This is a genomic window from Streptomyces sp. NPDC002698, from assembly GCF_042888945.1.
Classification (GTDB): domain Bacteria; phylum Actinomycetota; class Actinomycetes; order Streptomycetales; family Streptomycetaceae; genus Streptomyces.
In genome coordinates this window covers 91,381-104,550 of the sequence record NZ_JBIAQM010000011.1, presented here as the reverse complement: position 1 = coordinate 104,550, position 13,170 = coordinate 91,381, and the positions used below count along the sequence as shown (strand labels likewise).

Genomic DNA, 13,170 nt, shown 5'->3' with positions numbered 1-13,170 from the left:
CGGGTTCCGGGCGGTCGTGGCGCCCGTCACAGACGGGACGTCGCCGTGCACGGCGCGGGCGCGCGGCCCGGCTCGACCCGTGCTACACGCTCGCGTTGGCCGCGTCGGCCGCCCCCGCCGCCTTCGCCGCGTCACGCACCGCTCCGGCGACCGCGCCCGCGACCTTGTCGTTGAAGACGCTGGGGATGATGTAGTTCGGGTTGAGCTCGTCCTCGGTCACCACGCTCGCGAGCGCGGCCGCGGCGGCCAGCATCATGTCCGTGTTGACGGTACGCGACTGGGCGTCCAGAAGGCCACGGAAGACGCCCGGGAACACCAGCACGTTGTTGATCTGGTTGGGGAAGTCGGAGCGGCCGGTGGCGACAACTGCCGCCGTCTGACGGGCGATTGCCGGGTCGACCTCGGGGTCGGGGTTCGCGAGCGCGAACACGATGGACTTCTCCGCCATCGAGGCCACGTCGGCGCCGTCGATCACGTTCGGGGCCGAGACACCGATGAACACGTCGGCGCCGCGTACGGCCTCCTTCAACGTGCCCGTGAGACCTTCGAGGTTGGTGTTGTCGGCGATCCAGCGCAGCGGCGAGTCCGCGGCGGCGTCGACGAGGTCGGCGCGGTCCGCGTGCACGACCCCGTGGATGTCGGCGACGACGGCGTGCTTCACACCCGCGGCGATCAGCAGCTTGAGGATGGCCGTACCGGCCGCTCCCGCGCCCGACATGACGACCCGGATGTCGCCGATCGCCTTGCCCGCGACGCGAAGTGCGTTGGTCAGGGCGGCGAGGACGACGATGGCCGTGCCGTGCTGGTCGTCGTGGAAGACGGGGATGTCGAGGGCCTCGCGCAGCCGGGCCTCGATCTCGAAGCAGCGCGGCGCGGAGATGTCCTCCAGGTTGATGCCCGCGAAGCCGGGGGCGATCGCCTTGACGATCTCGACGATCGCGTCGGTGTCCTGGGTGTCCAGGCACAGCGGCCAGGCGTCGATGCCGGCGAACCGCTTGAAGAGGGCCGCCTTGCCCTCCATGACGGGCAGCGCGGCCATCGGGCCGATGTTGCCGAGGCCCAGCACCGCGGAGCCGTCCGTCACGACCGCAACGGAATTGCGCTTGATGGTGAGGCGGCGGGCGTCCTCGGGGTTCTCGGCGATCGCCATGCACACCCGGGCCACACCCGGGGTGTAGATCATGGAGAGGTCGTCACGGTTGCGGATCGGGTGCTTGGACTGCATCTCGATCTTGCCGCCGAGGTGCATGAGGAACGTACGGTCGGAGACCTTGCCGAGGGTCACGCCCTCGATGTGCCGGAGCTGCTCGACGATCTCGTCGGCGTGTGCGGTGGAGGTCGCCGCGATGGTGACGTCGATCCGGAGCTTCTCGTGGCCGGACGCGGTCACGTCGAGGCCGGTCACCGAGCCTCCGTGGGACTCGACGGCCGTGGTGAGCTGGGAGACCGCGGTTCCGCTCGCGGGCACCTCCAGCCGGACCGTCATCGAGTAGGAGACGCTGGGCGCCGTTGCCATGGCCGACTTCCTCTGCTTTCACCGAGTCACTGCTTGTGCCGTCCGATCGTCGCACCTACCCCTGAGTACGCGGTAGTCGCCCCGGATTGCGGACGTTTTGTTCACCGGAGGCCGCGTCTTCGGAAAGCCGGTTCCACTCTACGAGAGAGGGATCCGCCCGGTGAGAGCGGTCCGGGTGACGAAAGAGGCCCACGTCACGGGGTGACGTGGGCCTCTTCAGGTCCTTCGGTGAAGGACGACGGTCAATGACACCGACCCGCCATGCTCGCCTCGCGGCAAGTGGTCGCTCGTAGCGACGAAGGTTGGGCCCGGGGGCTTGGATCGGGCCGGTGTCACGTCAAAGGTAACAAAGGATTCCCGTAGAGCAATTCCCGTCCCGGGAGTTCTTTTCGGCCGGGACGGGAAGCGGGGCCGACGGGAGCGGGTGCCCGTGCTCCGGGCGGGTGGCGCGGAGCACGTCAGTCCCGCAGGAGGTCGGGGACCCCGTTCGCGTCGGGTACGTCGCGGTCGCTGGAGACGACGGTGAGCTGCTGCGTGGCCCGGGTCAGGGCGACGTACAGGACACGCAGTCCGGCGGGCGACTCGTCGGCGATCTCCGCGGGCGACACGACCACCGTCGCGTCGTACTCCAGGCCCTTGGCCTCCAGGCTTCCCAGGGCCACCACGCGGTCCCCGAGCCCGGCGAGCCAGCGGGCGGCCTCCTCGCGCCGGTTCATGGCGACGACGACGCCCACGGTGCCGTCGACCCGGTCGAGGAGATGGGCGGCCTCGGCGCGCACGGTCCGCGCGAGGGAGTCCCGCACGACGGCGAACCGGGGCTCGACGCCCGTGGACCGCACGGCGGACGGCGACTCGGAGCCCGGCATGGCGAGGGCGAGGACCTTGGAGGCCAGCTCGGCGATCTCCGCCGGGTTGCGGTAGTTGACGGTGAGCGTGAAGCGGCGCCGGGGGCGGGTGCCGAGCGCCTCGTCCCGGGCCTCCGCCGCCTCGTCGGGGTCGGACCACGAGGACTGGGCGGGGTCGCCCACGACCGTCCAGGTGGCGTGGCGGCCGCGCCGGCCGACCATCCGCCACTGCATGGGCGTGAGGTCCTGCGCCTCGTCGACGATGACGTGCGCGTACTCGGTCCGCTCCTGGGCCAGCCGCTCGGCGCGCTCGCGCTGTGTCTCCTCGCGATGGGGCATGAGCTCCTCGAGACCGGTGAGGTGGTCCAGCGGGTCCGGATCGCGGCGCTTCCTGGGCCGGGCGGGTGCCCCGACGATCGCCTCCAGCTCGTCGAGCATCGCCACGTCGTGCACGGAGAACCCGTCCCGCTTGAGCGAGCGGGCCACCCGGCGGACCTCACCGGGGTTGAGGATCCGGCGCGCCCAGCGCCCGAGGCGCCGTTCGTCGGCCATGGCCGCCAGCACCCCGCGCGGGGTCAGTTCCGGCCACCAGGCGTCCAGGAACGCCAGGAAGCTGTCCTCGGAGGTGACGTCCTCGTCGAACGAGGACCGCAGCTCGGCGGACAGCTCCGGGTCCGAGTGCCGGGTGCCGGCGCCCGACTTCGCCCACAGCGCGTCCAGCAGCAGCCTGCGGGCACGCGGACGCAGCAGGTTGACCGGCGCGGTCCCGCCGAGCGCGTTGTTCTTGATGCGGTCCAGCTCGGCGGACTCCAGCTCCAGCCTGCGTCCGAAGGCGACGACCCGCAGCCGGGTGGGAGGACCCGCGGGGACCGCGTCCGGCTCCCCGAGGGCGAGCTGGCCGGAATGCCCCCCGGCCGCACCGGCCGGGGCCTCCAGCGCCCCGCGCGCCGCCTTCCGCAGCACCCTCAGCATCCGGTACGAACCCTTGGCGCGGGCCACCGCCGGGGAGTCGTACAGCGTGGCGCCCACGCCGTCGACGAGCGAGCCGATCGCGCGGATCGCGACCTGCCCCTCCTCGCCGAGCGAGGGCAGCACGCCCTCGGTGTAGGCGACGAGCAGCGGGGTCGGCGAGACGATCAGGATGCCGCCCGCGTACCGGCGGCGGTCCTGGTAGAGGAGGTAGGCGGCCCGGTGCAGGGCCACCGCGGTCTTGCCGGTGCCGGGTCCGCCCTCGACATAGGTCACGGACGCGGCGGGCGCGCGGATCACCATGTCCTGCTCGGCCTGGATGGACGCCACGATGTCGCGCATGGTGTGGCTGCGGGCCTGCCCGAGCGCGGCCATGAGCGCACCGTCGCCGATGACGGGCAGCTCACGGCCGTCGAGGGAGGCCTTCACCTGCGGGCGCATCAGGTCGTCCTCGACCCCGAGGACCCTGCGGCCCTTGGAGCGGATGACCCGGCGGCGTACGACCCGGCCGGGGTCGACCGGGGTGGAGCGGTAGAACGGGGCCGCGGCGGGCGCCCGCCAGTCGATCACCAGCGGCGCGTACTCGGCGTCCAGGACGCCGATACGGCCGATGTGGAGCGTCTCCGCGATGTCGGCGGTGTTGTCCTCGCGGACCGCGCCGTCGGCGGGTTCCACGGCGGTGTAGGCGCCGTCGGGCCCCTTCACGCCGTCCTTCCCGAGGAGCAGGTCGATCCGGCCGAAGAGGAAGTCCTCGAACTCGTTGTTGAGACGGTTGAGGTGGATTCCCGCGCGGAACACCTGGGCGTCGCGCTCGGCGAGCGCCCCCGGTGTGCCGACGTGACCGCGCTGGGCGGCGTCGTGCATGAGGAACTCGGCCTCGTGGATCTTCTCCTCGAGGCGCCGGTAGACCCGGTCCAGATGTTCCTGTTCGACAGCGATCTCAAGGTCCCGTACGGAGTCGTCCTTGACGGAGTCATTCTGTACGGATGTACGGACCGAGCCGAGCGCGGTTTCCTGCTGAGCCTGAGCGGCCACCGGGCGCCCCCTTCTGACGTGCTGGGCAGCCGTCAACCGTACGCGAAGGGAGGCCCGCCGGGCTACGTCCGCGCCCGGAGTCCGCTCACGCCTTCACCTCGACGAGGCGCTTCCCGCTGAAGGTCATGACCTCGAAGTGGTCGATCTGGTTCGGCTCGAAGGCCGCGCCGCCGTGGACGTAGAGGGGCTCCTTGGCCTGCTCGGTCTTGGCGTTGGGCGTGCCGTAGCCCCACTCCGGGACCGACCAGGACGTGACCGTCTCGCGCTCGCCGTTCTTGCCGACGGCGATCAGGGAGCACTTCTCCGGGCCCGTGACGTTCTTGAGCTGGAGGACCGCGTGGGTGCCCCAGTCCTTCGGCTCGATCGCGACGACGGCGTTGACCTTGGTCTTCGGGTCCGTGGCCGACGACTTGTCGGTCATGACCTGGAAGGCGGCCCTGGCCGGGCTGGTCTCGTGCGCCTGCGGCGGGTTCGTGCCGGTGTCGCTGCCGCCGTTGACCGCCAGGACGGTCAGCGGGCCGCCGATGATCAGCGCGGCCGCGGCCGCCACCAAGTACAGGCCACGACGGCGCTTCTGGGCGCGGCGTGCCGAGACCTCGTCCACCAGCCGCTCCGCGAGCCGTGGGCTCGGGCGGGCCGAGAGGGACTCCGCGATGGCCGGACTGCCCTGCGAGGCGGGCAGGTCGGCGAGTGCCGCGAGCATCGGTTCCATGCCGGCGAGCTCGTCGAGCTGCTGGCCGCACCACTCGCAGGAGGCGAGATGCTCCTCGAAGGCCGTCGCCTCGACGTCGTCGAGGATGCCGAGCGCGTAGGCGCCGACAGTCTCGTGAATGTTGTCCCCGGACCCTTGCTGTCCTCGTGGACCTTGCATGGCTCCCGGACCACCTGTTCCGTAACCCCCGTACGTGTTCATGCCGTCACCCCCCGCTCCTCAAGCGCAAGCTTCATCGACCGCAGGGCGTAGAAAACCCGTGAGCGCACAGTGCCGCTGGGAATGCCGAGCGTTTCGGCCGCCTCATTGACGGTACGCCCTTTGAAGTATGTTTCGACCAATACTTCCCTGTGAGCAGGGGTCAGGTCGTCCAGCGCGTCCGACAGTGTCATCAGCCACAACGCCTTGTCGATCTCGTCCTCCGCGGGGATGACCTCCAGCGGCGACGGGTCGACCTCCTGCGGCCGGGCCTGCCGACTGCGGTGGCCGTCGATGACGATGCGTCGGGCGACCGTCACCAGCCAGGGGCGTACCGAACCGGTCGCTCGATTGAGCTGGCCGGCGTTCTTCCAGGCACGGATGAGTGTTTCCTGTACGACGTCCTCGGCGCGCTGCCGGTCTCCGGCCACCAGGCGCAGCACGTAGGCCAGCAGGGGCCCCGCGTGTTCCCGGTACAACGCACGCATCAGCTCCTCGTCGGGTTCGGTCGACGAGGACTGCTGAGACATGCGATGTCGGGCCCTTGGCCTGTGTTCATCAGCCACGGCTGAATCCTTGCGCACGCCTACCTCCGGTGTCCGGGGGTTCCCCCAGTCGGTCGCTCATCACCGGGTACGTGTGCCGGTACGCGAGTGTTCAAAGTGTTCAGGATTTTTTCTGGTGAAGATGTGTAGACAGCGAAAAGAATGCATACCGATCACCTCACGTCACTGGTGCATCACGGACGGGTGTGATCAGGCGCGGGCCAGAGCCGCCCGGCGCCGGTGCCGGGCCACTCGCTCCCGATTGCCGCACACCTCACTGGAGCACCAACGGCGGCGTCGGCCGCGCGAGGTGTCCAGATAGACGATCGGGCAGTTGTCACCTTCACACTGTCTCAGACTCGCACGCGCATCCGGGTCGGTGAGCAGATCGAGGGCGTCCCGGGCCACCAGGGAAAGAAGTTCACCACAGCGGGGCGGGGCATTCAGCCCCCGGCACAGCGAGCCGTCGGCGGCGCGGACGGCCCAGGGGGCGGGCGGAGCCGCGAGGGCAACGGCGTTGACGCGGGCGAGCGCGCCGTCCGCGGGTCGCCCGTCCAGCTCCCCGCGCACCAACTGGGCGATATGTCCGCGTAGTTCCTGGAAGCCGAGCAGCCACGAGGCGTCCACGGCGGCCAGCGCGGTGCCGGCGGGCACCAGCCCGGAGGCGACGACCCAGGCGCTCAACCGGGCGGCCGAGTCGAGGCGTTCGTCGGGATGGGTGGTCGCCGTCAGGTCCAGGCAGATCCGCCCGGAGTCGAACCGCAGCTCGTACGAGGCCGTGGCCATGCCCGATGCCATGCGCCTGTCACCGCCTTGGGGTCACCTGCCGTCGTACCCCTACAGTGCATCCCCCGGCGCCCCGCCGGAAGACTCGGCACCGGTCCCGTACCGGATGCCCGCCGGATGCTTACCGGGCGCGTGGCGCGGAGTGTCGTGGACGCCCGCGTATGCGCCCGCGATCCTCGGCCATGTCACCCGCCGCGGCCCGCCGGTTGACTGAGGGACATGACGGACGACAGCACGGAGCGGCGTGATGCCGCCGCAGGTGTACTGGGTGCGGCCACGGTCGCGACGGGCCTGATCGCGGGGGCCTTCTACGTCTTCGCCTGCGCGGTGATGCCGGCGCTGGCGCGCAGCGACGACCGCGTCTTCATCGAGGTGATGCGGAACATCGACGAGGTGATCCAGAACCCGGTCTTCCTCCTGGGCTTCCTGGGCGCCCTGGCACTGACGGCGGTCGCCGCCCGGCAGTCGCGCGGCACGCCGGACCGGTGGTGGGTACTGGCCGCGCTCGCCGCGTACACGCTCGCGTTCGTGGTCACCGTGACCGTCAACGTCCCGCTCAACAACGGCCTCGCGGACGCGGGCGACCCGGCGCGGATCGCCGATCCGGCCGCGGTGCGCGAACGGTTCGAGGACACCTGGGTGGCCTGGAACGTCGTACGGGCGGTGCTGTCGACGCTCGCGCTGGCCTGCCTCGCCCGTGCCCTGCTGCGGCACCGGCGGCCTCAGGCGTCGGCGTACTTGGCGTCCGCGGCCGGGTCGAGCGCGAGGCGGTAGCCCCGCTTGACGACCGTCTGGATCAGCTTGGGCGCGCCGAGTGCCGTACGCAGCCGGGCCATCGCCGTCTCCACGGCGTGCTCGTCGCGGCCGGATCCCGGCAGCGCGCGCAGCAGTTCGGCCCGCGCCACCACCCAGCCGGGCCGCCGCGCGAGGGCCCGCAGCAGCGACATCCCGGCGGGCGGGACGGGTCGCAGCGACCCGTCCACCAGCACGGCGTGCCCCCGGATCTCCACCTGGTGCCCGGCGATGGGCAACACCCGGGCCCGGCCGGGCAGTTCCTGGCAGAGGAGCTGTACGAGGGGCCCGAGCCGGAAGCGTTCGGGCTGAACGGTGTCGATGCCGAGGGCCTGCAACGGCAGCGCGGTGACCGGGCCGACGCAGGCGGGCAGGACGTCGTGGTGCAGCGTGGCGAGGAACTCCGCGCTCAGGCCACGCTCCTCGGCCCTGGACAGCAGGGAGGCCGCGGCGGGGGCACTGGTGAAGGTGATCGCGTCCAGGCCGCGGGTGAGGGCGGCGTCGAGCAGCCGGTCGACCGGGCCGATGTCCTCCGGCGGCATCCACCGGTACACGGGCACGAGGACGACCTCGGCACCGGCGGCCCGCAGCGACTCGACGAATCCGGGCAGCGGTTCCCCGTGCAGCTGTACGGCGATACGGCGGCCGTCCACCCCTTCTTCGAGCAGCCGGTCGAGCACCTCGGCCATCGACTCGGAGGACGGCGACCACTCCTCGGTCAGCCCCTGGGCCCGGACCGCGCCCTTCACCTTGGGTCCACGGGCGAGCAGTTCCACGCTCCGCAGCCGCTCCAGCAGTTCCTCGCCCAGACCCCAGCCGTCGGCGGCCTCGACCCAGCCACGGAATCCGATGGCGGTGGTGGCCACCACCACGTCCGGCGCGTTGTCGACCAACTCCTTCGTCGCGGTGAGCAGTTCGCCGTCGTCGGCGAGGGGCACGATCCGCAGGGCCGGAGCGTGCACGACGGTGGCCCCGCGCCGCTGGAGCAGCGCGCCCAGTTCGTCGGCCCGGCGCGCGGCGGTCACCCCCACGGTGAATCCGGAGAGTGGACCGTGCTCGGGTCGCTGCTGTTCGTCGTGCATGCGGTCTCGTCTCGCGCTCGTCGAGTCGTCGTACGGGTCTGTGCTGTTCGTACGTCGTGGCGGATCCGAGCCTGTCAACGGACCGTGACAGGCTCGGATCAAGGTGATGTCGGGCGTGTTACGTCACACCTCGGCGTAGCTGAGCTGGGTCTTCGCCTCTGCGGTGGCACTCGTCCGGGCCGGGGCGGCCGGGCGGCGAAGGTATACGACCCAGGTGACCGCGAAGGCCGCCGCGTAGAAGGCGAGGAACGTGACGAAGGCGCCGGTGCCGGATCCGGAGCCGAGGAACGACTGGCGGAAGGCGAGGTTGATGCCGACGCCGCCGAGCGCGCCCACCGCGCCGATGAGCCCCATGGCGGCACCGGAGAGCCGCCGTCCGTGGCGGGCGGCCTCCTCTCCTTCGAGCCCCGCTTCCAGGGCCTTCCGCTGGAAGATGCCGGGGATCATCTTGTACGTCGACCCGTTGCCGAGCCCGCTGAGCACGAAGAGCACCACGAACACCGAGACGAAGAGCGTCAGCGACTTCTCACTGCTGGCGAACACCAGGACCCCGGTCGCGGCGGCCATGGCCACGAAGTTCCACAGGGTGATCCTGGCGCCGCCGTAGCGGTCGGCGAGCCATCCGCCGACGGGCCGGATCAGCGAACCGAGCAGCGGGCCGATGAAGGTGAGGTAGGCGGCCTGGAGCGGTGTACGCCCGAACTGGACCTGGAGCACCTGCCCGAAGGCGAAGGCGTAGCCGATGAACGAGCCGAAGGTCCCGATGTAGAGGAACGCCATGATCCAGGTGTGCGCGTCCTTCGCGGCGTCCAGGGCGGCGCCGGTGTCGTTCTTCACGGTGGTGAGGTTGTCCATGAAGAGGCCGGCGAGGACGGCGGCCACGACGACGAGCGGGATGTAGATCCCGAGGAGCACCCGGGGCCCGCCGGTCGCCCCGATGACGGCGAGCGCCACGAGCTGGATGACGGGGACGCCGATGTTGCCGCCGCCCGCGTTGAGTCCGAGCGCCCAGCCTTTCTTCCGCAGCGGGAAGAAGGCGTTGATGTTGGTCATGCTCGAGGCGAAGTTGCCGCCGCCGACACCGGCCAGCAGACCCACCACGAGGAACGTGTTGAACGAGGTGCCCGGCTCCATCACGACGAACGCGGCGACGGTCGGCACGAGCAGCAGAGCCGCGGACACGATCGTCCAGTTCCGGCCGCCGAAGAGCGCGACGGCGAAGGTGTAGGGGACCCGCACCACCGCGCCGACCAGCGTCACCATCGAGGTGAGCAGGAACTTGTCGGCCGGGGTGAGCCCGTACTCGGGTCCCATGAACAGGACCAGCACCGACCACATGGTCCAGACGGAGAACCCGATGTGTTCGGACAGCACGGAGAAGAGCAGGTTGCGCCGGGCGACCTTCTCGCCCTTCTCCGCCCAGAAGACCTCGTCCTCCGGGTCCCACTCCTCGATCCAGCGACCGCCCCGCGCGGGGGCCGTACTCGTGGCTGGGGCAGTCATGTCACGCCTCCATTGGTTCTCCGGGCTTACTGGCCTGCTGTTTCCCGAAGGTAGGGAGGGCTCGTTTCCGCGCTGTGGCTGTGAGTGACCTGAAGGGAACGTTGCTCTCACCCGGCCCCGGACCCGACGGTGAGGACGGGCCGGGGACCGGGTGAGGTGCGCACGGCGGACTCGGCCACCGGACGGGTCCTACGGCGTGCTCGCTTGCCGGGCGAGGTGAGGGCGAGGCCGGTCTTCACGGCGGGCCACGGCGCGGCGAGTCACACGTTGGCCTTCCAACTCCCCACGGTCTTCACGGCGTTCGGGCCGGCGAAGGTGCGGGAGGGATAGGCGCGTCGGGGTTGGACCGGGGACTGCCGGGGTGGTGTGGCTACGGCTGCGGTGGTACGGATCCGGGCTGGGCGGCGTACGGGTTGGCGGGCCCGCCCGGGGCGGGGACGTGAGGCTGCTGGGCGTAGGGGCCGGGAGCCTGCGGAGGCTGACCGCCGTAGGGGGCCTGGCCCGGGTACGGGGCCCGCGGTGCCTGAGCCGGGTAGGGATCCTGGCCCGCGTGCGGGGCCTGGGGAGCTTGACCGGCGTACGGGGGCTGGGCGGCCTGCGGAGCCTGACCGACGTACGGGGGCTGGCCCGCGTAAGGGACCTGGCCCGGGTACGGGGCCTGCGGAGCCTGACCGGCGTGCGGGGCATAGGGGCCGTACGGGCCGGTGGGCCGGGCGGCGTACCCCGTCGCCGGCGGCAGATAGCGCACCCGCCCGCCCTCCTCCGTCACGGGCGCGAACCCGGCCGCCCCCAGCAACGCCGCGAACTTGGCGTTCCGCCTGCGCGTGACGACGAGACCGACGCCGAGGACGACCATCATCACGGCCCACAGGACGCCCGCCACCGTGAAAGCGACGGAGTCACCACCCGCCCGTACCGCGAGGACGACGCACCCGACGCTGAGACCGATCCCCGCGTACACCATCCGCTTCTCGGCGTTCTTGCCGGTGAGGTCGAAGTTGATGCGGGCCTTGAGGAGTTCCAGGGCGTCGGGGACGACGGGCGGCAACGAGACCCCGTCGCCGGCCTTCGGGTACTGCGCCCAGTTCTGCGCGGCACGTGCCTGAGCCTGCGGGCCGGGGTCGGGCACGATGAGCATCGTGAGCGCGTTGTTGCGGCCGGCGCCCTGACGCACGTCCGCGTACTCGTAGCCGAACTGCTGCGCGATGAAGGCGAGTCGGGCCAGTTTCTTCACGGAGGCCATGGGGCTCGTGAGCTGTACCGCCTGGCCCTGAGCCATCAACCGGAACATCTTCCGGATCTGCCGTCTACTCACGTGACCCCCGACTCCCCACCGGCCCCACCCGTTCACACCAGCAACGGCCCCACCTTTTCACGCACGACATCTCCGCAGAACAGTCGGGCATTTCCGTTTACCGGCGCTTGACTCGACCTTGCCGGGTCCGTGGACTGCCGGGTTCAGCGGTTGATGGACTGGATCTCCTGCACGACGACGTCCTGGTCGGCCCCGAAGGTGCCCTCCGGCAGGTCCTGCGCCTGGGTCACTCCGGTGCCCGTCCAGTGGATCTTCCAGGTGATGGTGGCCCTCAGCTTGTACGAACCGTCGCCCGACGAACGCAGGTACTTCACCCCGCAGGGCGGCGTCTCCCCGGCCTTGCCCTTCGCGTACGCCTCGCCGATGCGGTCGCCCGTGATCTCGCAGACCCCCGAGGCGGGATACGTCTGCGCGTCCGCCGTACCGGGCTCGATCTTCAGCGAAATCGGCTCCGCCGTCGTCGTGGCGGTCACGTTCAGCAGCGGCACCGACGCGGTCACCGACACCGGCTTGAACTCCGCCGTGTCCAGCCACGCCCACGTCGGAAGATTCACCTTCGTCGTCCCCGCCGGAGCCAGGTCCACCTTCGTCGACGGCACCCGTATCTCCGCGTAGGCGAGCTGCGCCAGCATCTCCGGCGTGATCGCCTCCGGAATGTCCGCCGGAGGAGCCTCGCCCTTGTCCACCCAGAAGATGTCCTTGGTGCATTTCAGCGCACCGGGGTCGCCCTCACGGCCCGGCGTGACGTACGAGTCCCACCAGTAGCCCTGGTCGGCCTTGTCCTTGTTGAAATCCTTGGCCAAGCCACCGTTGACGTACTTGTCACGCTGCGTCTGGTCCCAGTCGGAACCGGTGGACTCGGCGTTCCAGATGGGCTCCAGGTACTTCTGCAGCTCGTCCGGCGTGTACTTCGGAGCGTAATAGCAGGCGGGCGGGGTCCAGTTACCGGACGAGGAGGTCACCGGACCGGAAGAACCACCCGACCCGTTCTTCGAACGATCGAACACAACGGCACCGGCTGTGGCAGAGAGGTTGCCCTTTCCGTCACTGTCACCGGACGCGTGCGTACCGCCAGGCTTCTGGCTGCCGTTACCGAAGTCGTCGTCGGCGGCGGCAGAGTTGGCGTTGACCAAGAGAAGTATCGCAATCGCGGAGCCGCTCACAGCCCCGCGCCATTTCACGGCTGACATTTGCCGCTCCCCCTCTCCGAGAGCATGTCCTGCGTCACCCAGACGCCGTCCGAATTCCGCTTCAACGTCGTGTTGTAAAAGATGTAGCTGTTCTTCGTGACGGAAGTCTTGTCGACCTTTCCGGTCTTGACGAACTTGTTGTACGCCTTGCCCTGATCCTCGCAGTATGTGAGCGCCGCCGATCCGTCACCAAGAAGGGTCACCGTCTCGCTGTAGAAACGATAGGTACCGGTGGTGCGAGCCTTGTGGTCCACAAATCGCTGCACGTACTTCTGCGTCGCCGCCGCGAGCTCCTCCGCCGAGTAGAAGCGATATGCGGGGTCGAGCGGGTCTTGATTGGCGATGGCCTGGTCCGTGGCCTTGATGAACAGTTCACCGTCAGCCAGAACGGCATCCTTGTCCTTGTTGCCGGTTTTGCGCCACTCGAAGGTGTAGTGAAGGTCGGCAGGCAACGCGATCTTCGGTCGGCCCGTCGGCTGAGGGGCGCTGGTGCTGGGTGAGGCCGAAGCCTTGTCACCGGTGTCCGCACCGGCGATCTTGTCGTTGGCCTTCGGTTTGTCACCACCCCCACCGCACGCGGACAAAAGCAGCACGGCTGACGCTCCGACAGCGGCTGTGGCAAGCAGGCGGGAACGGCGGTTCACGGCAGACTCCTGTGCGGCATGGGGTTCGGAAGGGCACC

General features: G+C 70.1%; 11 protein-coding genes. 1 reads left to right on the top strand and 10 read right to left on the bottom strand.

The window, feature by feature from the left end; all coding sequences use genetic code 11:
- Positions 1-82: 82 nt before the first annotated feature.
- From ACFYW9_RS17900 to ACFYW9_RS17880, 5 genes are all read right to left on the bottom strand, one after another.
- A complete protein-coding gene (locus tag ACFYW9_RS17900) occupies positions 83-1,516 on the bottom strand; it encodes an NAD-dependent malic enzyme (protein WP_389150828.1) in 1,434 nt (477 codons plus the stop codon).
- A 458-nt stretch (positions 1,517-1,974) separates the two neighbouring features.
- Positions 1,975-4,365, bottom strand: a complete 2,391-nt coding sequence (locus ACFYW9_RS17895) for a HelD family protein (RefSeq protein ID WP_389150824.1) — start codon at positions 4,363-4,365, stop codon at positions 1,975-1,977.
- Between the two features lie 85 nt (positions 4,366-4,450).
- A complete protein-coding gene (locus tag ACFYW9_RS17890; protein WP_389150821.1) occupies positions 4,451-5,236 on the bottom strand; it encodes an anti-sigma factor family protein in 786 nt (261 codons plus the stop codon).
- A gap of 38 nt (positions 5,237-5,274) precedes the next feature.
- A complete protein-coding gene (locus tag ACFYW9_RS17885; protein WP_037619265.1) occupies positions 5,275-5,805 on the bottom strand; it encodes a sigma-70 family RNA polymerase sigma factor in 531 nt (176 codons plus the stop codon).
- Positions 5,806-6,030: 225 nt separating this feature from the next.
- Entirely contained in the window at positions 6,031-6,618 is a 588-nt protein-coding gene (locus ACFYW9_RS17880) for an ABATE domain-containing protein (protein WP_328669379.1), read from the bottom strand.
- A gap of 207 nt (positions 6,619-6,825) precedes the next feature.
- Between ACFYW9_RS17880 and ACFYW9_RS17875 the strand changes: the two genes are divergently transcribed.
- Complete coding sequence (locus tag ACFYW9_RS17875; RefSeq protein ID WP_389150817.1) at positions 6,826-7,380, top strand: DUF1772 domain-containing protein; 555 nt, start codon at positions 6,826-6,828, stop codon at positions 7,378-7,380.
- Here the strand turns inward: ACFYW9_RS17875 and ACFYW9_RS17870 are convergent.
- The 5 genes from ACFYW9_RS17870 to ACFYW9_RS17850 all read right to left on the bottom strand — a co-directional run bounded on the left by ACFYW9_RS17870 (position 7,329) and on the right by ACFYW9_RS17850 (position 13,132).
- Positions 7,329-8,480 (bottom strand): uroporphyrinogen-III synthase, encoded by a 1,152-nt coding sequence (locus ACFYW9_RS17870; RefSeq protein WP_389150814.1) that lies wholly within the window; start codon positions 8,478-8,480, stop codon positions 7,329-7,331. The two genes, ACFYW9_RS17875 and ACFYW9_RS17870, sit on opposite strands and share 52 nt — an antisense overlap.
- A 123-nt stretch (positions 8,481-8,603) precedes the next feature.
- The gene (locus ACFYW9_RS17865; protein WP_389150811.1) at positions 8,604-9,983 is read right to left on the bottom strand and encodes a nitrate/nitrite transporter; all 1,380 of its coding nucleotides are present in this window, start codon (positions 9,981-9,983) and stop codon (positions 8,604-8,606) included.
- Between the two features lie 370 nt (positions 9,984-10,353).
- Positions 10,354-11,298 carry a hypothetical protein gene (locus tag ACFYW9_RS17860; RefSeq protein ID WP_389150808.1) on the bottom strand — a complete coding sequence of 315 codons (945 nt, stop codon included), beginning with the start codon at positions 11,296-11,298 and terminating at the stop codon, positions 10,354-10,356.
- Between the two features lie 143 nt (positions 11,299-11,441).
- Positions 11,442-12,488 carry a hypothetical protein gene (locus tag ACFYW9_RS17855; RefSeq protein ID WP_389150805.1) on the bottom strand — a complete coding sequence of 349 codons (1,047 nt, stop codon included), beginning with the start codon at positions 12,486-12,488 and terminating at the stop codon, positions 11,442-11,444.
- The gene (locus ACFYW9_RS17850; protein WP_389150802.1) at positions 12,476-13,132 is read right to left on the bottom strand and encodes a hypothetical protein; all 657 of its coding nucleotides are present in this window, start codon (positions 13,130-13,132) and stop codon (positions 12,476-12,478) included. Before ACFYW9_RS17850 ends, ACFYW9_RS17855 begins: the two co-directional genes overlap by 13 nt.
- Positions 13,133-13,170: the final 38 nt, after the last annotated feature.

Excerpts from the sequence above, each read along its gene's own strand:
- ACFYW9_RS17900 (WP_389150828.1), bottom strand. The coding sequence starts at position 1,516 with ATGGCAACGGCGCCCAGCGTCTCCTACTCGATGACGGTCCGGCTGGAG.
- ACFYW9_RS17890 (WP_389150821.1), bottom strand. The coding sequence starts at position 5,236 with ATGCAAGGTCCACGAGGACAGCAAGGGTCCGGGGACAACATTCACGAG.
- ACFYW9_RS17885 (WP_037619265.1), bottom strand. The coding sequence starts at position 5,805 with ATGTCTCAGCAGTCCTCGTCGACCGAACCCGACGAGGAGCTGATGCGT.
- ACFYW9_RS17880 (WP_328669379.1), bottom strand. The coding sequence starts at position 6,618 with ATGGCATCGGGCATGGCCACGGCCTCGTACGAGCTGCGGTTCGACTCC.
- ACFYW9_RS17875 (WP_389150817.1), top strand. The coding sequence starts at position 6,826 with ATGACGGACGACAGCACGGAGCGGCGTGATGCCGCCGCAGGTGTACTG.
- ACFYW9_RS17870 (WP_389150814.1), bottom strand. The coding sequence starts at position 8,480 with ATGCACGACGAACAGCAGCGACCCGAGCACGGTCCACTCTCCGGATTC.
- ACFYW9_RS17865 (WP_389150811.1), bottom strand. The coding sequence starts at position 9,983 with ATGACTGCCCCAGCCACGAGTACGGCCCCCGCGCGGGGCGGTCGCTGG.
- ACFYW9_RS17855 (WP_389150805.1), bottom strand. The coding sequence starts at position 12,488 with ATGTCAGCCGTGAAATGGCGCGGGGCTGTGAGCGGCTCCGCGATTGCG.